The sequence below is a fragment of the Clostridium sp. BSD2780061688st1 H5 genome, from assembly GCF_005845155.1.
GTDB lineage: Bacteria > Bacillota > Clostridia > Lachnospirales > Lachnospiraceae > Claveliimonas > Claveliimonas intestinigallinarum.
Genome location: NZ_SPGT01000017.1, coordinates 14,959 through 35,957 on the forward strand (window position 1 = coordinate 14,959; position 20,999 = coordinate 35,957).

21 protein-coding genes are annotated in these 20,999 nt (G+C 53.7%); 2 read left to right on the forward strand and 19 right to left on the reverse strand.

Annotated features, from left to right (window positions below; translation table 11 throughout):
* Positions 1 to 76 precede the first annotated feature (76 nt).
* From FGQ86_RS11205 to FGQ86_RS11245, 9 genes are all read right to left on the reverse strand, one after another.
* A complete protein-coding gene (locus tag FGQ86_RS11205) occupies positions 77 to 571 on the reverse strand; it encodes a DUF6106 family protein (protein WP_033125854.1) in 495 nt (164 codons plus the stop codon).
* Positions 572 to 696: 125 nt separating this feature from the next.
* Positions 697 to 2,316, reverse strand: a complete 1,620-nt coding sequence (gene groL / locus FGQ86_RS11210) for a chaperonin GroEL (protein WP_033125855.1) — start codon at positions 2,314 to 2,316, stop codon at positions 697 to 699.
* Between the two features lie 78 nt (positions 2,317 to 2,394).
* Positions 2,395 to 2,679, reverse strand: a complete 285-nt coding sequence (locus FGQ86_RS11215; protein ID WP_033125856.1) for a co-chaperone GroES — start codon at positions 2,677 to 2,679, stop codon at positions 2,395 to 2,397.
* A 124-nt stretch (positions 2,680 to 2,803) separates the two neighbouring features.
* Positions 2,804 to 3,103, reverse strand: coding sequence for a hypothetical protein (locus FGQ86_RS11220; RefSeq protein WP_033125857.1), 300 nt, complete (start codon positions 3,101 to 3,103; stop codon positions 2,804 to 2,806).
* 80 nt (positions 3,104 to 3,183) lie between these two features.
* Positions 3,184 to 3,966, reverse strand: coding sequence for a GTP-sensing pleiotropic transcriptional regulator CodY (gene codY, locus FGQ86_RS11225; protein ID WP_087172742.1), 783 nt, complete (start codon positions 3,964 to 3,966; stop codon positions 3,184 to 3,186).
* Between the two features lie 95 nt (positions 3,967 to 4,061).
* Positions 4,062 to 6,137, reverse strand: coding sequence for a type I DNA topoisomerase (gene topA, locus FGQ86_RS11230; RefSeq protein WP_033125859.1), 2,076 nt, complete (start codon positions 6,135 to 6,137; stop codon positions 4,062 to 4,064).
* A gap of 73 nt (positions 6,138 to 6,210) precedes the next feature.
* Positions 6,211 to 7,326 (reverse strand): DNA-processing protein DprA, encoded by a 1,116-nt coding sequence (gene dprA, locus FGQ86_RS11235; protein WP_033125860.1) that lies wholly within the window; start codon positions 7,324 to 7,326, stop codon positions 6,211 to 6,213.
* A gap of 81 nt (positions 7,327 to 7,407) precedes the next feature.
* Entirely contained in the window at positions 7,408 to 8,949 is a 1,542-nt protein-coding gene (locus FGQ86_RS11240) for a YifB family Mg chelatase-like AAA ATPase (protein WP_033125861.1), read from the reverse strand.
* Between the two features lie 360 nt (positions 8,950 to 9,309).
* Complete coding sequence (locus FGQ86_RS11245; RefSeq protein ID WP_033125862.1) at positions 9,310 to 10,623, reverse strand: PrsW family glutamic-type intramembrane protease; 1,314 nt, start codon at positions 10,621 to 10,623, stop codon at positions 9,310 to 9,312.
* A gap of 181 nt (positions 10,624 to 10,804) precedes the next feature.
* Here FGQ86_RS11245 and sigK point away from each other — a divergent pair, with 181 nt between their 5' ends.
* Complete coding sequence (sigK, locus tag FGQ86_RS11250; RefSeq protein ID WP_033125863.1) at positions 10,805 to 11,422, forward strand: RNA polymerase sporulation sigma factor SigK; 618 nt, start codon at positions 10,805 to 10,807, stop codon at positions 11,420 to 11,422.
* A 27-nt stretch (positions 11,423 to 11,449) separates the two neighbouring features.
* On the opposite strand, the gene FGQ86_RS11255 is transcribed toward sigK, so the two are convergent.
* The 8 genes from FGQ86_RS11255 to mtaB all read right to left on the reverse strand — a co-directional run bounded on the left by FGQ86_RS11255 (position 11,450) and on the right by mtaB (position 18,012).
* On the reverse strand, positions 11,450 to 12,676 hold the full coding sequence (locus FGQ86_RS11255) for a U32 family peptidase (protein WP_033125864.1): 1,227 nt from the start codon (positions 12,674 to 12,676) through the stop codon (positions 11,450 to 11,452).
* Complete coding sequence (locus tag FGQ86_RS11260) at positions 12,673 to 13,326, reverse strand: O-methyltransferase (protein ID WP_033125865.1); 654 nt, start codon at positions 13,324 to 13,326, stop codon at positions 12,673 to 12,675. Before FGQ86_RS11260 ends, FGQ86_RS11255 begins: the two co-directional genes overlap by 4 nt.
* A gap of 98 nt (positions 13,327 to 13,424) precedes the next feature.
* A complete protein-coding gene (locus tag FGQ86_RS11265; protein WP_033125866.1) occupies positions 13,425 to 15,098 on the reverse strand; it encodes a ribonuclease J in 1,674 nt (557 codons plus the stop codon).
* Between the two features lie 29 nt (positions 15,099 to 15,127).
* On the reverse strand, positions 15,128 to 15,559 hold the full coding sequence (locus FGQ86_RS11270; protein ID WP_347562509.1) for a Fur family transcriptional regulator: 432 nt from the start codon (positions 15,557 to 15,559) through the stop codon (positions 15,128 to 15,130).
* Positions 15,560 to 15,595: 36 nt separating this feature from the next.
* Entirely contained in the window at positions 15,596 to 15,853 is a 258-nt protein-coding gene (locus tag FGQ86_RS11275) for a DUF1292 domain-containing protein (protein ID WP_033125868.1), read from the reverse strand.
* Between the two features lie 53 nt (positions 15,854 to 15,906).
* Positions 15,907 to 16,356: a Holliday junction resolvase RuvX gene (gene ruvX, locus FGQ86_RS11280; RefSeq protein ID WP_138304095.1), complete on the reverse strand. Its 450-nt coding sequence runs from the start codon at positions 16,354 to 16,356 to the stop codon at positions 15,907 to 15,909.
* A gap of 6 nt (positions 16,357 to 16,362) precedes the next feature.
* Positions 16,363 to 16,626 (reverse strand): IreB family regulatory phosphoprotein, encoded by a 264-nt coding sequence (locus FGQ86_RS11285; RefSeq protein ID WP_033125870.1) that lies wholly within the window; start codon positions 16,624 to 16,626, stop codon positions 16,363 to 16,365.
* Positions 16,627 to 16,683: 57 nt separating this feature from the next.
* Positions 16,684 to 18,012, reverse strand: a complete 1,329-nt coding sequence (gene mtaB / locus FGQ86_RS11290; protein ID WP_138304097.1) for a tRNA (N(6)-L-threonylcarbamoyladenosine(37)-C(2))-methylthiotransferase MtaB — start codon at positions 18,010 to 18,012, stop codon at positions 16,684 to 16,686.
* Between the two features lie 165 nt (positions 18,013 to 18,177).
* On the opposite strand from mtaB, the gene FGQ86_RS11295 reads away from it, so the two are divergent.
* On the forward strand, positions 18,178 to 18,408 hold the full coding sequence (locus FGQ86_RS11295) for an HPr family phosphocarrier protein (RefSeq protein ID WP_033125872.1): 231 nt from the start codon (positions 18,178 to 18,180) through the stop codon (positions 18,406 to 18,408).
* A 143-nt stretch (positions 18,409 to 18,551) separates the two neighbouring features.
* Here FGQ86_RS11295 and thiI read toward each other — a convergent pair whose 3' ends face one another.
* Together thiI and FGQ86_RS11305 are read right to left on the reverse strand one after the other, a co-directional pair.
* Entirely contained in the window at positions 18,552 to 19,736 is a 1,185-nt protein-coding gene (thiI, locus tag FGQ86_RS11300) for a tRNA uracil 4-sulfurtransferase ThiI (RefSeq protein WP_033125873.1), read from the reverse strand.
* Positions 19,737 to 19,815: 79 nt separating this feature from the next.
* Positions 19,816 to 20,973 carry a cysteine desulfurase family protein gene (locus tag FGQ86_RS11305; protein WP_033125874.1) on the reverse strand — a complete coding sequence of 386 codons (1,158 nt, stop codon included), beginning with the start codon at positions 20,971 to 20,973 and terminating at the stop codon, positions 19,816 to 19,818.
* Positions 20,974 to 20,999: the final 26 nt, after the last annotated feature.

The following is a 20,999-nucleotide window of genomic DNA, read 5'->3' on the forward strand; positions in this document are numbered from 1 at the left end:
TTAACTGCTATCATACCCAAAGACTGCTGTCTTTGTCAATAACTTTTCCTTTATTGCACCAATTTTGTCGTGCCTGCTATTTCCGGATAACTTTTCTTGGCGCCATGAGGAAAAAGCCCTCCACCAGGTCGCTGTTTGGCTCAATAAGTATCTTTGCCGTCTCCCCTGCCCTTGTAAATACGAGGACATAGCGGTTCGGGGCAGATGTGATGCCGCTGCTGTAATCATAGATCTTTCCTGTTTTGTAGGACTGCAGCTGGAAGGCTCCCTCCGGGGCAAGCAGCTCCATATCCTTCACATTTACAGAGAGCATGTGCTTCCTGCGCTCCTTGTGCATCACCTTGTCAATGTCCAGGTCTCCGTTAATGTAAATGTATTCGTACTCCACATCCATCCTCCTGAACAGAAATACGTCAGCCACAACAAACAGTATAGGCACAAGAATTAAAAGGGGCACTAAAAAAGCGATAAAAAAGCTGATTACTGTCAGCACGATCAGCAGGATTTTCATCGCTATATCCTTCCCGTCTGTCTTCTTCTTGACCAATTGCTCTGTATAGAAGTCACCCATCTTTCTTCCTCCAATGTCAGTTTCTCAGGCAGGATTTGCCTGTGGACATTATAGCACATCCAAATATAAAAAGAAAACTCCCCGGGGGGAGTTTTCTAAATTTTCATCTTTATAAAGAAGCGTGATTACATCATGCCCATTCCGCCGCCTGCCGGTGCTGCCGGAGTCTCTTCTTTGATGTTCGCAACAACGGACTCTGTTGTCAGCAGAGTGGAGGCAACGCTTGTGGCGTTCTGAAGAGCGCTTCTTGTAACCTTTGCAGGATCAAGGATACCGGACTTCACCATATCCACATACTCTTCCTTGTAAGCGTCAAAGCCCTGTCCCGGCTCGGACTCTCTTACCTTGTTGATGATGACAGCGCCCTCCAGTCCGGCGTTGGCAACGATGTGGAACAGAGGAGCCTCCAGAGCTTTCAGCACTACGTTTGCACCTGTCTTCTCGTCACCTTCCAGCGTGTCAGCAAGTTTTGCCACTTCCTTGGAAGCGTGGATGTATGCGGAACCGCCGCCTGCGATGATGCCTTCCTCAACAGCTGCTCTTGTAGCTGCCAGGGCATCCTCCATCCGGAGTTTGGCCTCTTTCATCTCAGTCTCTGTGGCAGCGCCTACACGGATAACAGCAACGCCGCCTGCCAGCTTGGCAAGTCTCTCCTGTAATTTCTCTCTGTCAAAGTCAGATGTCGTCTCCTCGATCTGTGCCTTGATCTGAGCGATACGCGCCTGGATAGCGTCCTTCTCTCCAAGTCCGTCTACAATGACTGTGTTCTCCTTCTGAACCTTTACAGATTTCGCGCGTCCGAGCTGATCCATTGTAGTCTCCTTCAGATCCAGGCCCAGCTCGTCGGAGATCACCTGTCCGCCTGTCAGGATAGCGATATCCTCCAGCATGGCTTTTCTTCTGTCGCCGTAGCCCGGAGCCTTGACAGCCACTACGTTGAAGGTTCCTCTCAGCTTGTTGACGATCAGAGTTGTCAGAGCCTCGCCCTCTACATCCTCAGCGATGATGAGAAGTCTTGCGCCGGCCTGCACAACCTGCTCCAGCAGAGGCAGGATCTCCTGAATGTTGGAAATCTTCTTGTCTGTGATGAGGATGTAAGGATCCTCCAGGTTGGCCTCCATCTTATCCATATCTGTGCACATGTAAGCGGATACATAACCGCGGTCGAACTGCATACCTTCTACAAGATCCAGCTCGGTCTTCATGGTCTTGGACTCCTCGATGGTGATGACACCGTCGTTGGAAACCTTCTCCATGGCCTCTGCTACCATCTCGCCCACTTCGTCATCGCTGGCTGAGATTGCCGCAACTCTGGCGATCTGGTCTCTTCCTGTCACCTTGCTGCTCATACCCTGGATGGCCTCAACAGCTTTATCTGTAGCTTTCTTCATACCTTTTCTCAGCACGATGGGGTTAGCGCCTGCTGCCAGGTTCTTCATTCCCTCGTGAACCATTGCCTGTGCAAGAACTGTAGCTGTTGTAGTACCGTCACCAGCTACATCGTTTGTCTTGGAAGCAACCTCGCGGATGAGCTGTGCGCCCATGTTCTCAAACGGATCCTCAAGCTCGATCTCCTTTGCGATAGTCACACCGTCGTTTGTGATGAGGGGTGCTCCGAATGATTTGTCAAGGACAACATTTCTTCCCTTCGGTCCAAGTGTCACCCTTACTGTATCTGCCAGCTGATTTACACCTGACTCCAGTGCTGCTCTGGCATCTGCTCCGTATTTGATTTCCTTTGCCATGATAATCAATCCTCCTGTTTTCTGATTTAAGTTTTATTCTCAGATTTGATGTTAAAATTCTGATGCACTAAGCTGATCCTACTCGATCACTGCAAGGATATCACTCTGTCTTACGATGATGTAGGACTCCTCGTCCAGCTCCACTTCTGTTCCCGCATATTTGGAATAGATAACCTGCTGGCCTTCCTTCACATGCATCTCCACTTCTTTGCCGTCCACTACTCCGCCCGGGCCAACTGCGATCACTTCAGCCTGCTGGGGTTTCTCTTTGGACTGTCCCGGCAGGACGATACCGGACTTTGTAGTCTCTTCAGCAACTAACTGTTTCAATACAACTCTGTCTCCCAATGGTACTAATTTCATGAATGGTTCCTCCTTTAAGCTATCTATATAAATTTTATATTTGTCAGCACTCTTAAATGGAGAGTGCTAATAAACTCTAGTAATAAAATAGCACTCTCCATTTGTTTTGTCAACACACTTTATTTCAGTTTATATTATTTTTATAAAATCCATTTTCCACAGAGAAAACGAGCCGGCTCCCCTCTCTGTCGAAATACCGCTCCTTCACCGAGCCCTGACAGCTCACCTCCTCCGGCCTTATGCTGCAGTCGTACTCTGCATCCAGGGAGAGGTCCGTCAGCTCCCCCTCCTCCACTGTCATATACATATACTCTCTGTCCGGGTCATATGCAGTGATCCTGCAGACATATTCTCTTTCATCCATCAGCTCCCCCTCCAGGTAGACGTGGAGCATCCTGAGCACTGCAGTGCTTCCCTCGTACATAGTCGTCCTCCTTCCCAAAAGAAGGGCATCAGTTTCCCGATACCCTTTCTCTTCATCATTCGTCTTATTTTTATAAAAGATTATTTGTTTCTCTCAGCCTTGATCTTTTCCAGCTCTGTGAAGACATAGTCGTTGACTACCTTGATATATGTCCCCTTCATGCCGGATGACCTGGACTCGATGACGCCGGCGCTCTCAAACTTGCGCAGCGCGTTTACGATGACGGACCTTGTGATGCCCACGCGGTCAGCGATCTTGCTGGCGACCAGGATGCCCTCTGTGCCCTCCAGCTCGTCAAAAATATGGATGATGGCCTCCAGCTCAGAAAAGGAGAGTGTACTGATAGCTGACTGGACGATATGTTCTTTGCGTGTCTCCTCTGCGTTTTCTTCATTGACGGACCGGAGCATCTCAAGCCCCACGATCATCGTTCCATATTCACTTAAAATAATGTCGTCAATCTCGTAGTCCTCGCCCTGCTTGTAGATAAACAGAGTTCCAAGCCTCTCTCCCGCGATCTCGATGGGCGTGACAATAGCCTGGTAGCCCTTCGCTGTCTCCTGGGAAAAGCCCAGGGTCTCCAGATTGACATTTTCCTTTGTGGAGAGGATGTTCAGCAGACGCTCATTGAGCATCTCGTCTATATGGCATCCGACCTCTCCCTTGATGAGTTCCGTGATCACACCTACACCACTGCACCTGCTGACACCTAAGACCTTTCCCTTCTTGCTGATGACCAGCACGTTGGAATTCAGGATTTCCGTCAACACCTCACAGATATCATTAAAGACAACCTTGCTGGAGTTGTTGTTGTGCAGTAATTTGTTGATTTTTCTTGTTTTATCTAATAATTGTACACTCATACGCAACCTCCATCCTTTGTTGAATATATTATCATACAATTCTGGAAATATCAACAATCTTCTGTTAATTTTTGCGCATTTTTTATAAATAATTTCTATGAATTTTCTCTATTGTTTTCATTATACCCACATTCTGCGTTCATGCAGACAAGCTTGCTGCCTTTTTCCACCATGTAGCCGCCGCATTTCGGGCACTTCTTCTCAGAGGGCTTCTGCCAGGACATGAAATCGCACTCCGGATTGTCCTCGCATCCGTAGTACCTTCTTCCCTTCTTCGTCTTGCGAATCACAATGTCCTTGCCGCACTTGGGACACTTGACGCCGATCTTCTCCAGATAGGGCTTTGTGTTGCGGCACTCCGGGAAGCCGGGACAGGCCAGGAACTTGCCGTGGGGGCCGTACTTGATGACCATGTTGCGGCCGCACTCCTCGCAGATCACGTCTGTGACCTCGTCCTCGATCTTCACGGTCTCCAGCTCCTTCTCCGCTGTCTTCACCGCCTGGTCAAGGTCAGGGTAGAAGTTTTCGATCACTGACTTCCACTCCACTTTTCCCTCTGCCACCTTATCCAGGAGCCCCTCCATGTTGGCGGTAAAGTTCACATCCACAATGGCCGGGAAGGACTGCTTCATAATGTTGTTCACCACTTCCCCCAGCTCTGTCAGATACAGGTTCTTGTTCTCCTTTGCCACGTACCTTCTGGCAATGATGGTGGAGATGGTGGGGGCGTAGGTACTTGGCCGCCCGATGCCCAGCTCCTCCAGCGTCTTTACAAGGGCCGCCTCTGTGTAGTGTGCCGGAGGCTGTGTGAAATGCTGTTTTGTGTCAAACTCCTTCTTCGTGAGGACAGAATTTTCATCCAGTCCCTTCAGCAGTACGTTGGACTCCTCCTTCTCCTCGTCGGACTCAGTGTACACCGTGCGGAAGCCCTCAAATACAATCTTGGAGGCAGCCACGGTAAACCGGTAATCTCCGGCATCGATCTTCACGGAGGTAGTCTCGTATTTGGCGGGCTGCATGCGGCTTGCCACGAACCGTTTCCAGATAAGCTGATACAGGCGGAACTGATCTCTTGTGAGGGAATCCTTCATGGCCGCGGGGGTTCTGGTCACATCTGTGGGACGGATAGCCTCGTGGGCGTCCTGGATCTTCCTGTTGTCAGCCTGCTTTGCCGTTCCGGTGGCCACAAACTGCTCCCCGTAGCTCTTTCCGATAAAGTCCCGGACACTGCTCTCCGCCTCCTCGGACACGCGGGTGGAGTCTGTACGCAGGTAAGTGATCAGACCCACTGTTCCGTTGCCCTTAATGTCAATTCCCTCGTAGAGCTGCTGAGCGATCCGCATGGTCTTCTGGGTGGCAAAGTTCAGAACCTTGGACGCCTCCTGCTGCATGGTACTGGTGGTGAAGGGCACGGGAGCCTTCTTGAAGCGCTCCCCCTTCTTCACTTCCTCCACACTATAGTCGGCCCCCTCCAGATCCTTCAGGATCTTATCAAGCTCCTCCCTGGAGTGGATGGTCATTTTTTCTTTTTCCGTGCCGTAGAATTTGGCCCGGAGGGGCTTTTTCTCCCCCTTTACGTTCAGGATGGCATCCAGCGTCCAGTACTCCTCCGGTATGAACGCATTGATCTCATCCTCCCTGTCCGCGATGATGCGCAGTGCCACGGACTGCACGCGGCCGGCGCTAAGGCCTCTCTTGACCTTGGCCCACAGAAGAGGGCTGATCTCGTACCCCACGATCCTGTCCAGGGCGCGGCGGGCCTGCTGGGCGTCCACCAGATCCATGTCGATCTCCCTGGCGTTCTTGATGGACGCCTTTACCGCGTTCTTTGTGATCTCGTTAAAGCTGATGCGGTAGGTCTTCTTGTCCTCCAGCTTCAGAGCCTTGCACAGATGCCAGGAAATAGCCTCCCCCTCCCGGTCCGGGTCGGTTGCCAGATAGACCTTGTCAGCCTTCTTGACTTCCTTCCTGAGGGCCGCGAGGATCTCTCCCTTTCCGCGTATGGTGATATATTTGGGCTCAAAGTCATGCTCCACGTCAATTCCGAGCTGGCTTTTGGGCAGGTCCCTCACATGTCCGTTGGAAGCCATGACTGTGTAGTTGCTTCCAAGGAATTTTTTGATCGTCTTCACCTTTGCCGGAGACTCCACGATTACAAGATAATGAGCCATTTTAACTTTCTTCCTCCAATACTTCCTGGTGCCATTCCCCCCGCCCGATTTTCCATCTGCTTTCCCCGTCCGGTCATTCGGCGCGGATGTAATAGCCTTTTGAAATTTCCTTTACGTATCCCTTGATCTGGAGAGCTACCAGCGTCTCCATGAGGACCGCCGGCGCAAGAGCTGTCTCCTCCAGCAGCGAGCTGATATCCCTGGGATACAGACCAAGGCAACTATACACTATATTTTCGGCACTTTCAAGCACTTTTTTATTTTTGTCTGATTTTTCACATTCTCCTTTTCCCCTCATACGGCCCGGCAGAAGAGCCGCCAAGGCGGGCTCACTGACCAGCTCCTCCAGCAGTTCCTCCGGCCCGATAAGGAGTCCTGCCCCCTGCCTGATCAGCTGGTTGCAGCCCCGGCTCAGGGGACTGTCCACGGGCCCTGGAAGGGCGTACACGTCCCTCCCCTGCTCCAGCGCCATGTCCGCTGTGATGAGGGAGCCGCTGCGCTCCCTTGCCTCCAGCACAAGAACCGCGTCTGCCAGACCGCTGATGATCCTGTTCCTGGCGGGGAAGTTCTCTCTCCTTGGGGCTGCTCCCGGAAGCTGCTCCGACAGGATGCCGCCCTTTTTCAGAATATCGCCGTAGAGTCCCCTGTTCTGAGCAGGGTAGCACACATCCACTCCGGATCCCAGTACAGCATATGTGTCTCCTCCCCCATTTATGGCTCCTCTTCCCGCCGCCCCGTCGACGCCCCTGGCCATACCGCTGATGACCTGGACGCCCCGGCCCGCCAGATACTCCGCAAACGCAAGGGCCTGTCTCTCCCCGTAGGCGCTGCACTGCCTGGCGCCCACAATGGCCACCGAGAGTCTGTCATCGGCAGGCAGGCGGCCCTTCACAAACAGGGCGTAGGGGTGCCCGGCGCACTCTCTCAGCCGCCTGGGGTAGGCCGGATCATGGCAGGGCACAAGCCGGATTTCTTTTTCCAGAAGCCTGCCGTATTCTGTCGACAGGTCTTTCTTTTTCTGGAAGCTCAGGATCACCTGCCTGTCCTTTTCTGTCAGAAATTCCATCTCCTGCAGCCTTTTCTCTTCTATATAATATACCGCCTCCCCGCTGCCCGCGCGGCTTCTCAGCTTCTCCTTTTTCCCTCCCGCCAGCGGGCGGACACAGGCAAGCCAGTACTCGTACTTCATCCCCATCCCCTCCTCTTTTCACACTCTCTGTCACTCTCTGTCCTACTATGTCTTATTTCTCTGGCCTGATCCCGGGCGCTGTCAGCGCAGATTTCCCCAATATTTCGCGTCCGGCAGACGGTAGCCGATGGCCTCCGCCAGATGACTGGTCTGAATCTTCTCTTTTCCGTCAAGGTCCGCGATGGTCCTGGCCACCTTCAGCACCTTGTGGCAGGTCCTGGCAGTCAGCCCCATCTGCTCAAAGGCGCTCTCCATGATCCTCTCCTCCTTTGTTCCCAGGGAGCAGTATTTGGGTATCAGCCTGGCCGGGAGGGAGGCGTTCGTCTTTCCCTTCTCCCCTCTGTACCGCCCGAGCTGTCTCTCTCTTGCCATACAGACCCGCTCCCGTATCTTCTCCGATGTCTCCTCCTGCCCGCTGCTCTGCAGGCTTCTGTAATCCACAGCAGGGGTGTCCATGCAGATGTCGATGCGGCCAAGGAAGGGCTGGCTGACCTTTCCCAGATACTGGCTGATACCGGCAGGGGTGCAGGTGCACCTGTCCAGGTCCGGATAGTAGCCGCAGGGGCAGGGGTTCATGGCTGCCGCCAGCATGAAATCTGCCGGGAACTCGTAGACGCCCTGCTTCCTTGTCAGGCGGATTTTCTTCTCCTCCAGGGGCTGGCGCAGCACCTCCAGGACAGACCGTGGAAACTCCGTCAGCTCGTCCAGGAAAAGGACACCCTTGTGGGCCAGGGAAATCTCCCCCGGGGCCGGGATTAGCCCTCCTCCGATTAGGGCCGCCTTTGTGGCCGTGTGGTGCACTTCCCGGAAGGGCCGCCGCCGAATGAGGGGCGTCTCCTTCTCCAGCATTCCCTGGACACTGTAGATCTTTGTGATCTCCAAAGCCTCCTCCATCGCAAGCGGCGGCAGGATGGTGGGAATTCTCCTGGCGATCATGGACTTTCCGCTTCCTGGTGGGCCGATCATAAGGAAATTGTGGCCTCCCGCCACGGCAATCTCCGCCGCACGCTTCACGGCTCCCTGCCCTTTCACCTCCTGGAAATCGCCCTCGAAGGCTGGCTCCACGCTGTCGGCCTTTTGAGAGTTCACAGACCTGGGCTGGGGCAGCTCTTTTCCTGACAGCAGATCCAGAAGATGGGCAAGGCTGCCTGCTGCCAGAACAGGGATCCCCTCCAAGAGGGCCGCCTCCGCCTCGTTGCCTGCCGGCACAATACACAGCCTGTATCCCTGCTTCCTTGCCTCCCACACAATGGGCAGCACACCTGGCACGTCCCGGATGCTGCCGTCCAGTCCCAGCTCACCCACCGCCAGCACCTGCTCCAGCGCCTCCTGCCCGATGAGTCCCTGGGATGCCAGGATGGACAGGGCAATGGGCAGGTCAAAGGAGGCCCCTCTCTTTCGCACGCTGCCTGGCGACAGGTTGATCACCGTCTTTTTGACCGGAACCTCCAGACCGCTGTTGCGGATAGCCGTGCGCACCCGCTCCCCCGCCTCCTTCACCTCTGAGGACAGATAGCCCACCATGTGGAACATGGGCAGGCCGTTGCTCAGATCCGCCTCCACGCGGATGAATTTCACCTCCATGCCGTGAAGGGCCGCGGAATATACCATGCCAAGACTCATAGGCATTCCTCCTTTACCGCTCAGAACGCACTGACACTGCGCTCCTATCGCGCTTTTGCTCTTTTGTCTGCTTCCTTCTGAAATCCTCCGGGCGAACTGCCCTGGAATACATAAATGAAATCTCCTGAATATAGATCGATTGTTTTTAGAATGTTTTCATGATACACCCGTTACGTTAACTTGTCAACCGGTATTTCCTCAGATATAGATATTTTTCTCGAATGTCGATATTTTCTCTGATATTGTTATGTTTTTCTTGGCACTGACATTTCTCCGAACACAAAACAACAGGGCCACTATAACAGCAGGCCCTGTTGCTCCTTTTATCCGTTGTCCTATTTACCGTTTGCTTCCCCTCTGTCACATATTTACATTTCTCTTCTGCCGTCTGGCTCTCTCTGACACCGCGGACACCTGCCGCAGGCCGGAGCTGAGCAGCACAAGGACAATAATCACCGCCACAGCGCAGAGCACCCACTGCACAAGGTGGACAGAGCGTCCCAGCGTGATGGGCATGTCCCAGACAGCGTGGAGCACGATCACAAGGAGCAGGAATTTCAGGAATTTCGGATCCAGATACATTTTCCTGTCAAAGGGCCTCTCCCCCTTGGCAATGACAAGGCCCGCCGTGGAGATAGCCGCCCACAGCGTATGTCCGCCTACAGCTAGAGCTCCCCGCAGGACCAGCACGTCAATCATGCCCTGGACGCCTCCGTACATCAGGGAGGAAAAGGCGTAGCCGGCGGTCTCAAACACCGCAAAGCCGGCGCCCACGCAGGCCCCCAGGAGCAGTCCGTTCAGAATGTAGGAGGTATTCCGCTTCTTCACGTAGTGTCCTGCCACAACGATCTTGCCGATTTCCTCCACGATCCCCACCAGGATGGCACCGGTGTAGTTCAGCTCCCCTACATAGATGTAGCCGTACAGTATAAGCGTAAAGATCAAAGACATAACCCCGCCTATAAAGAAAATGCTCACCACGTCAAAAATGCTGATGTTCCTCGGGATATTGGTCTCCCAGAAGAAGATCACCAGGGAGAAGGGGACGATGAGGGCCCCTATAAACATAGCGCCGGGGATGGCATTGGTGTTGGTAAATTCCAATATCATCACAAGAAGCCCGATGAACACCACCAGGAACATGAGGAAGATCCTGGCGAAGAGCCATGGATGGGGCCAGTCCGCCGTCATATTCTCCGGCGCCGGAGTAGTCTTTTTTGTCCCGCTGATGAAGAGCTCCTCCCGCTCCTCTACTGTGTGGTGCCTGAACACCTCGCTCACCAGCTCCCGCAGGCGGATGTCCGTCTTTCCCTCCTGGCCTGTCATGTCGTTGATGGCGTCCACGAATTTTCCCATCCCGCTCTTGGACATGGATATAAACTCATCCTTCGTAAATCCGCCGGCCTGGCCTGCGTTCTGCTGGCTCGCGCTCTGCTGGCCTGTATTTTGCTGGCCTTTATTTTGCTGGCCTGTGTTCTGCTGCGCTGTGCTCTGCCGGGGCCCGCCCTGGCTCAGGCTTCTGCCGCACTCAGGGCAGAACCTGTCGCCGCTCTCCACCTTTGCCCCGCACCAGAGGCAGAAGAGCTGTCTCTCTTCAAATCTGTACCCGCACTGGTTGCAAAATTTTGCTGTGTCACTCATTTCCTTTCCGCATTTCGGACATATCCTGCTCATTCTCATCCCTCCGCTATCTTTTGGCTGTCACAGGTTTCATCTTTGTCTCTTTCATTCTCTCTACCATTATAGTCTCCCCCGGCGCTGCAGTCCAACAATAATTTCTTCTTCCTTTTGGAAAAGCACAAAACTCCTCATTTTGACATAGACTGTAATTAACCACGCCAGAGAGGTGCTTCATTTGAAATCCTTTCCACAACCACTGACAGCGGCCGAGGAGCAGTATTATCTGCAGAAATATACGGAAGGTGACCAGGAAGCGAAGCACATTCTGATCGAGCGGAACATGCGCCTTGTGGCGCATATTGTCCGAAAATATCAGTCCATGGACGAGGAGACAGAGGACCTTCTCTCCATCGGAACCATCGGTCTGATCAAGGGAGTTGTGACCTTTAACCCTGACAAGGCTGTACGGCTTGGAACCTACGCCGCAAGGTGTATTGAAAACGAAATCCTCATGTACCTGCGCACCCGGAAGAAGTCTGCCCGGGACGTGTCCCTCTACGAGCCCATCGGCACAGACCGGGAGGGCAACGAGATCCAGCTCTTTGACATCATCGAGTCGGACACAGCTGACGCGCATGAAAAGGTCGCCCTTGGCGACGATATCCGGCTCCTCTATTCCAGGATAGAAACCGTTCTCTCTCCCCGGGAACGGCTTGTTCTGAAAATGCGGTACGGTCTCTATAACGGAGATGAATTCACACAGCGGGAGATTGCCAAGAAGCTTGGGATCTCCCGTTCTTATGTCTCCAGGATCGAGAAGAGCGCAATAGAAAAGCTGCGGGACTATTTTTAAACCCGCAGCTTCCTCTGTCTATTTTCTTTACTCTTCTTTTCTTCTCAGAATGTCGCAAAGATCCGCCTCCGCCCCCAGGTCCACATAGATGGTCTGCTTTGCGTGGGGCGCGCTCTCCTGCTCCTGTCCGTCCTCATTCACGATGCGGTGGACAGTCACCTCCACATTTCTCCCGTCCGGCTTCATAATCTCGATCTGCTCACCCACGGAAAACTTATTTCTCTGCTCGATCTGGTAGAGCCCGTCCTTCTCCCCGCCGATGATGCCCAGATAAGTGTAGTCCTTTGCGTAGGTATTGTTGTCGTAGATCTGGGCGCTCTCATCCGGCTTTCCAAAGTAAAATCCGGTGGTGAACTGCCGGTAGGTGCAGTTTGAAATCTGGTCCAGATACCAGGGCATATTTTTCTCGTAGAGAGCCGGATCCTCCAGATAATCGTCTATGGCCTTCCGGTAGGTCCGGGCCACTGTGGCCACGTAGAGGGCTGTCTTCATCCTTCCCTCGATCTTGAAGCTGTCGATGCCCGCGTCGATGAGCTCCGGTATATGCTCGATCATGCACAGATCCTTGGAGTTAAAGATAAATGTGCCTCTCTCATTTTCATAGACAGGCATATACTCCCCGGGCCTTGTCTCCTCCACGATGGAGTATTTCCAGCGGCAGGGGTGGGTGCAGGCTCCCCTGTTGGCGTCCCTTCCGGTAAAATAGCTGCTCAGAAGGCATCTGCCTGAGTAGGAAATGCACATGGCCCCGTGGATAAAGCTCTCAATCTCCATCTCCTCCGGTATGTTCCGGCGGATTTCCTTTATCTCCTTCAGGGAGAGTTCCCGGGCTGTGACAACTCTTTTGGCTCCCTGCTTCCACCAGAAATTAAAGGTCCCGTAATTGGTGTTGTTGGCCTGGGTGCTGATGTGCCGCTCGATTTCCGGGCACACCTCTTTCGCGATCTCAAAGACCGCCGGATCGGCGATGATGAGGGCGTCCGGCTGCATTTCCCGCAGCTCCTCAAAATATTTCCGCACGCCGGGGAGATCACCGTTGTGGGCCAGGATATTGGCCGTCACATGGACCCGCACGCCGTGGTCGTGGGCAAAGCGGATCCCCTCCGCCATGTCCTCCCGGGAGAAATTTTTCGCCTTGGCCCGGAGGCCGAAGGCCTCGCCGCCTATATACACTGCGTCCGCGCCGAAGATCACAGCTGTCTTCAGCACTTCCAGGCTGCTGGCCGGGATGAGCAGTTCAGGATATCTGTTCATAGTGTCTTTCCTTTCTTTACGCTGACTGCCAGCCCGTCCCCCAGGGGGAGGATACTGGTCAGGAGCCGTTCATCGTGCTTCAGCTGGTAGAGGTACTCCCTCATTCTCTTGTGGATGGTCCGGTTGCGCCTCTCCACCGCAAAGCGGGACTCCATGATGTCCCCGTCCTGGAGCACATTGTCCGTCACAAGGACGCCGCCCTCCTCCAGAAGCCGCAGCGCCTCCGGCAGATAGTGGATGTACTGTGCCTTGGCCGCGTCCATGAAGATGAGGTCAAAGGGCCCCTCCAGCCCCCGCATTACCTCCAGGGCATCCCCCTCCAGGAGGGTGATGTCCTTTTCTTTTCCGGCCCGGCGGAAATTCTCTCTGGCAATGGGGATCCTCTTCTCATAGTTCTCTATGGTAGTGATCCGGCACCCCTCCGGGGCGTAGGCGCTCATCAGAAGAGCGGAGAAGCCCACCGCCGTGCCAAGCTCCAGTATGCTGCCGGGCCTTTCGATCTGCAGCAGCACCTTCAGAAAGCTCTGGGTCTCCTTGCGGATGATTGGCACCCGGTCCGCCAGCGCCTTATCCTCGATCTCCTCCAAAAGCGGGCTTTCCGGCGTCTCCAGGGAATGGATAAATGTCGTAATTCTCTCATCAATAAACATATTTACACACCAGTTTATACACAATTACACACCAGTTACGTTAATTTGGGACGTAATACTTTTAAAAAGTATTACGTCCCTCTTTACACTTTTTTAAATTATCTGTCTACATCCATAATTATCGGTAAAATCATGGGTCTTCTCTTTGTTCTCTTCCAGATGAACTCGTTCATCGTGTCGCGGACAACCAGCTTGATCTTGCTCCAGTCTGCGCCTCTCTGGCGATGGAGACAGTTATCTACCGCGTCCACGAGGACTTTTCTGGCGTCCTCCATCAGCCCTTCTGACTCGCGCACATAGACAAAGCCGCGGGATACGATATCCGGGCCGGCCAGGAGACGGTTGGTTCTCTTCTCCAGGGTCATGACCACGATGAGGATACCGTCCTCCGCCAGGTGCTGGCGGTCGCGAAGAACGATATTTCCCACATCGCCAACGCCAAGTCCGTCTACCAGCACTTCGCCGGTGTGGACCTTGTCCACCACCTTGGCCTCCTTGCTATCAAGCTCCAGCACGTCGCCGGACTGCAGCATAAAGACGTTCTCCTTGGGGATTCCAAGGGACAGTGCCAGGCCCGCGTTAGCCTTCCTGTGGCGGAACTCGCCGTGGATGGGGATGGCGTACTTTGGTTTCACAAGGGAGTAGATCAGCTTCAGCTCCTCCTGACAGGCATGTCCGGATACGTGGGCATCCTGGAAGATCACGTTGGCCCCCTTCTCGGAGAGCTCGTTGATGACCTTGGAGACGGATTTCTCATTTCCCGGAATGGGATTGGAGCTAAAAATAACCGTGTCTCCCGGCATAATGGTCACTTTCTTGTGGATGTCCGCCGCCATTCTGGACAGGGCCGCCATGGACTCTCCCTGGCTACCTGTGGTGATGAGCACCGTCTTCTCCGGCGGATAGTTCTTCAGCTGGTCGATCTCGATAAGGGTCTTGTCCGGCACGTTCAGGTAACCCAGCTCCTGGGCCGTGGAGATGATGTTCACCATGCTCCGGCCCTCCACAACCACCTTCCTGTCATACTTGTAGGCAGAATTGATGATCTGCTGCACACGGTCCACATTGGACGCGAAGGTGGCAATGATGATCCTTGTATTCTTGTACTCGGCGAAGAGGTGGTCAAATGTGCGTCCCACAGTCCGCTCGGACTGGGTAAATCCGGGACGCTCCGCGTTGGTACTGTCCGACATGAGGGCCAGCACGCCCTTTTTCCCGATCTCACCAAATCTCTGAAGGTCGATGGCGTCGCCAAAGACCGGTGTGTAGTCCACCTTAAAGTCTCCTGTGTGCACCACAATGCCCGCCGGCGAGTAGATGGCAAGGGCTGAGGCGTCCTGGATACTGTGGTTTGTCTTGATAAACTCGATTCGGAACTGTCCCAGATTGATGGACTGACCGAACCGGACCACCTTTCTCCTTGTGCTCCTCAAAAGATTATGCTCTGTCAGCTTCTTCTCAATGATACCCATTGTCAGCTTTGTAGCGTAAATAGGAAGATTCATTTCCCTGAGCACGTAGGAGAGGGCTCCGATGTGGTCCTCATGTCCGTGGGTGATGACAAAGCCCTTGACCTTCTGGATATTGTCCTTCAGATAGGTAATATCCGGGATGACCAGGTCAATTCCCAGCATATCGTCCTCCGGGAAGGCCAGACCGCAATCCACCACAATAATACTGTCTCCGTACTCAAAGGCAGTAATGTTCATTCCGATCTTTTCCAGGCCTCCGAGCGGAATGATGCGCAGTTTTCCATTGTTTTCTTTTTTCAAGCTTACACCTCCATAGGTTTATTTTTCCGTTATTTTTCTTTTTCACGGCATTTTCTGCACACGCCGTAAAATTTCAGTTCATGGTCAGTCACCTGAAAGCCCGTCTTCTTTTCAATGTAGGCCTCCAGATCCTCGAGAAGATCGTCTCTGAACGCAGAGACACTTCCGCACTCCGTACAGATCAGGTGATGGTGATGATGACGGTGTCCCTCCTGCTCATCCAGGAAATCACCGATCTCATACCGCACGCATCCGTCGTCCAGCATGATCCGATCCACAAGCTGCATGTCCAGGAGAAGCTGGACTGTCCGGTAAATGGTGGCAAGACCGATCTCCGGGTAGTCCTCCTTGACCAGCTCAAAGATATCCTCCGCGGTCATATGCTCGTCCCCGTGCTCCGCAAGCACCTGCAGAACAAGAAGCCTCTGATTGGTCACCTTCAGACCCTTTTCCTTCAGCATCTCTTTGAATTTTTCCTGGCTTATAGACATAGTATATTACCTTTCTATCTCGATATCCTCAAGCAGCTCTTCGAACACCTTCGACACAGCGGAAAGCTCTGTGTCATCTTCTACGATCTCGTAAATGCTTTCTGTATCTTCTGCCTCTGATCTGTCCTTGAGGATGAGACACTCCGCGTCTCCCTCCTCCGAGTCCGTGACCAGAATGTAGGACGTTCCATTGATAGTCGTCTGCTCCAGGACAAAAAACTCCGCCGTCTCCGCCCCGTCAGACTGAAATTTGATCTTTTCCATTACAATACACCTCAAAAAATCCAGTAGTTTAACGACAGTACTTAAGACAGTACTTAAAGACGGTCCTCTCTAATGGCCGCCTCATGGTATTTCGAGTCCAGATATCCCTGCAATATAAAAACAGCCGCAATCTTATCAATGTATTTCTTGCGGTCTTCCCTTCTCACGTTGCTCTCAATTAAAGTCCGCTCTGCTTCTACCGTGGTCAGACGCTCGTCCCACATAATGACCTCAAGGCCGGTACGCCGGCGCAGCATCTCACCGAATTCCAAAGATTTTTCCGCCCGATCTCCCACGTCGCTGTTCATGTGGCGCGGCAGTCCGAGTACAATGCTCTCGACCTCATACTCCCGTATCAGCTCCTCGATGCGGGCACACGTCTTTCTAAGCTTGTTCTCATCCTTGCGCCAGATGGTCTCAATCCCCTGTGCTGTAAGACCAAGGGGGTCGCTCACCGCCACTCCCACTGTCTTAGAGCCGTAGTCCAGTCCCATCACTCTCATACAAAATTATTCCCATCCGTGATACTTGATATACGCTTTCAGCATCTCTTCTACCAGTTCGTCTCTCTCCACCTTCATGATCAGGCTCCTGGCGCCGTTGTGGCTTGTAATATAAGTAGGATCCCCTGACATGATGTAGCCGACGATCTGGTTGACCGGATTGTAGCCTTTCTCGCTCAGTGCCTTGTACACAATTTCAAGTATATCTTTTGCCTGAATTTGTGGGCCGCTTTCTACCTGGAAAAACTGGGTGTTGGTTAATTCTTTCATATACTCACGTCCTCCAAAAATACTTCATATTTATTCTACTCTATTCCATTCTGAAATTCAATGAATTATTTGTAAACGGTTCTCAATTTCTACATTTATCAACTGATTTGCCAGATTCTCTGTCGTTTTTTGTCCGACTTTCACATACTCCTTCGTGTGCCCCACCTGGTAAATGCCGTCCTCTCTCTCCACGGCCTCCTCCATCAGGACCTCCACGCACGTCCCGATGAGCCGATCCTCATAGGCCTGCTGTTTGCGTCTTCCCAGGGCAATGAGCTGAGCGCTCCTTGCGTTCTTCACCTGCTCCGGCACCTGTCCCTCCATGGAGGCCGCCTTTGTCCCCTCCCGGCGGGAGTACTTGAAAATGTGGGTTTCGTAGAAATCCACCTTGTCCACAAAGGCCATGGATTGTTCAAACTCCTCCTCGCTCTCCTGGGGGAAGCCCACGATCACGTCCGTGGTCAGAGCCGGGTGGTCAAAATACTGCCGAAGGAGCTGGCACTTCTCATAGTACTCCTGAGTCGTGTACCTCCGGTTCATACGCCGCAGCGTCTCGTCGCAGCCGCTCTGCAAAGAGAGGTGGAAATGGGGGCAGATCTTGGGAAGGGAGGCAAGCGTCCGCGCAAATTCCTCCGTGATGATCCGGGGCTCCAGGGAGCCCAGGCGGATCCGGCAGATACCCTCCACCTCGTGGACAGCGCAGATGAGGGAGAGAAGATCCTCCCCCCGATCCAGATCCAGCCCGTAGGAGCTTAAGTGGATGCCCGTCAGCACCACCTCCTTGTAGCCCTTGTCAGCCAGCGTGCGCACCTGGTCCACCACGTCCTCCATGCGCCTGCTGCGGACCCGTCCCCTGGCGTAGGGGATGATACAGTAGGAGCAGAACTGGTTGCAGCCGTCCTGCACCTTGATGTAGGCCCGGGTGTGCTCCCCGGTCCGGGTCAGGCGCAGCTCCTCGTACTCCGGCGTACGGCTGATGTCGATGATGTCTTTTCTGCCCGGGCCTGTCTTCTCAGCCTCCGCCCCGTCTGTACCGGCCGCCTGTCTCTCCCGGAAAAACTCCTCCAGGATCCGGGCCAGCTCATGCTTTTTGTTGTTCCCGATGACAATGTCCACGCAGTCGTCCACTTCCCCCGCCTTGGCCTGGACATAGCAGCCCGCCGCCACCACCACAGCGTCCGGATTCAGCTTCTTAGCCCGGTGGAGCATCTGGCGGGACTTCCGGTCCGCCATGTTGGTGACCGTGCACGTGTTGATGACGTAGACGTCCGCCCTTTCATTAAAGGGCACGATTTCATAGCCGCTCTGCTCCAGTATTTCCTGCATAGCCTCCGTCTCGTAGGCGTTTACCTTGCATCCCAGATTGTGAAGTGCTGCCTTTTTCATTTCCAACCTCTCTTTTCTTCTGCTCTCTTGTTGCTCTCGTGTAAATTGTTGTATGCTTTAACGAAATTTATCCCAATTCTTTGGCAAATTGTTCCTTGACTTTTACACTTTCAGCTCTTAAGATGATTATAGAAACTGATATAAGAAATCAAGGAGGTTATTCCAATGAAAACAGTACAAATTTCTTTAAACTCAATCGACAAAGTAAAATCTTTCGTAAACGACATCACAAAGTTTGACTATGACTTTGATCTTGTATCCGGAAGATATGTGATCGATGCAAAATCCATCATGGGTATCTTCAGCCTGGATCTGTCCAAGCCTATCGACCTGAACATCCACGCTGACGCAGGCATCGATGAGGTGCTTGAGACTCTGAAGCCATACCTTGTATAATCGGACAGGTTTAAAGCGAACATATGAATACGCCGAAATGCGCTGACATTCCGGCGTATTTTTTATTTAACAGGAAACTTTCCGTTCCCTGTTAAACAAAAACGCTCCGGGGGATCCCCTCCGGGCTCCCCGGCAGGGCAATGCTAGCCCTGCACGTCTATGATCTCCACCGTGTCGATGGCTGTCTGTACCAGCTCGTCGATCTTCTCCGCCAGATTTTCCTCTGACCTGTGAATGATGTTGATGTTCGGCTTTGTCACCGGATGCTTTGCCACAAAGATGGTGCAGCAGTCCTCAAAGGGCTGTATGGATGTCTCGTAGGAGCCGATCTTCTCGGACACCTCCACGATCTCCTTCTTGTCAAATCCGATCAGGGGACGGTACACCGGCAGAGTGCACACCTCGTTGGTAGCCGCCAGGCTCTGCATGGTCTGGCTTGCCACCTGACCGATGCTCTCCCCTGTGATGAGACCCAGGCAGCCGTCCTCCTTCGCAAAATGCTCCGCGATCTTCATCATGTACCTTCTCATGATGATGGTCAGCTCATCGTGGGGGCACTGGTCGTAGATGTAGAGCTGGATGTCTGTAAAATTCACCACGTGGAGACGGATGGGACCTGCGTAGGCTGCGATGATCCTGGCCAGATCCACCACCTTCTCCTTGGCCCGCTCGCTTGTGTAGGGCGGCGCGTGGAAGTAGGTTGCCTCCAGGGCAACGCCCCTCTTGGCGATCATGTAGCCAGCCACCGGGCTGTCGATTCCGCCGGACAGAAGGAGCATGGCTTTCCCGTTTGTCCCCACAGGCATGCCTCCCGGCCCGGGAATGATCCTGGAGTAGACGTAGATATCCTCCCTGACCTCGATGTTCAGCATCACATCCGGATGGTGTACATCCACACGGATCCCGGGAAACGCGTCCAGAATAGCCTCCCCGATGTCGCAGTTGATCTCCATGGAATTCTTCGGATAATTCTTCCGGCTTCTCCTGGCCTCCACCTTGAAGGTAATGTTTTTGTCCGGGTACAGCTCATCCATGTAGGCCACCACGTCTTTTTTCAGCTGCTCAAAGCCCTGGTCCTCAAGCCGCACCACAGGGCAGATGCCCACAATGCCGAAGACTCTCTGGAGAGCCTCTGTCACCTCGTCATAGTCGTAGGGGCCGTCACAGTCCACATAGATACGGCCTCGCGTCTTATGCACCTTAAAGCTGCCGTCCGCCTCCCGCAGGGCGTAGCGGATCTGACGCACCAGGGCGTCCTCGAACATATAGCGGTTCTTTCCCTTGATCCCGATCTCACCGTACTTGATCAAAAATGTGTGAAATGTCATGGTTCTTTCCTCTTTTCTTCCTGGTGTGCAGACGAACTGTCCCGGCTGCGGCCCAGGCGCTCCCTATGCGCCTCTGGCATTACCGTCTCGTATATCTGCGCAATACTGGTACTAAATTATATAGGGTTTCCAGCGTATAGTCAATCTCTTCTTCTGTTGTAAATTCTGACATGCTGAAGCGCAGCGTGGCGTCCAGATACTCCTTCTGTGCCCCGATCCCCTTCAGCACCCCGCTGATGGCCGGGTGGTTGGAGGCGCAGGCTGAGCCGGAGGACACGTAGATGCCCTTCTCCTCCAGAGCGTGGAGCAGGACCTCGCTCCTCACCCCGGCAAATCCCACGCTGATGATGTGGGGCGCGCTGGTCTCGTCGTAGAGGCCGTGGATGGTGATGTCATCCAGCTTCTGCACACCGTCTATGAACCGGGCCTTCAGCGCCCGCATCCGGTCCACCTTCTCCTCCAGCCCGTCGTAGATAGTCTTTGCCGCCAGGCCAAGGCCTGCGATCCCGGGCACGTTCTCCGTCCCGGAGCGGATGTTCTTCTGCTGCTCACCGCCGAAGACGATGGGCTTTATCTTCACCTGCTCGCCGAAGTAGAGGGCTCCCGTCCCCTTGGGCCCGTGTATCTTGTGGCCGCTTAGGGTGAGCATGTCGATCTTCTCCTTCTTCGGGTAAATCCTGTATTTTCCAAAGCCCTGGACCGCGTCCACATGGAACAGGATATCCTTATTATAGGCCTTCACCATATCCGCCGCCTGCCGGATGGGCTGCACGGATCCCACCTCGTTGTTCACGTACATAATGGACACAAGGATCGTCTCCGGACAGAGGGCCTCCTGCAAAGCCTCCAGCTTCACTCTCCCGTACCGGTCCACCGGCAGGAAGGTGACGCGGAAATCCTCTTCCTCCTCCAGGTAGCGCATGGTGTTCAGGATCGCCGGGTGCTCGATGGAGGAGGTGATCAGGTGATTCCCCCTGCGCCTGTTGGCCCTGGCCGCTCCGATAAGGGCCAGGTTGTCGCTCTCCGTGCCGCCGGACGTGAAGACGATCTCCTTGTCCTTCACCTTCAACAGCTTTGCCAGTATTTCCTTTGTCTCTTTTATATAATGCTCTGCCTGCACTCCCTTGGCGTGCATGGAGGAGGGGTTGCCGTAGTCCTGGCACATGACCTTGCGCACAAGGTCCCCCACGCAGTCGTAGGCCCGGGTGGTGGCAGAATTGTCAAGATAAACTTCCATCAAAGATCACTCCTGTACTTTTTACT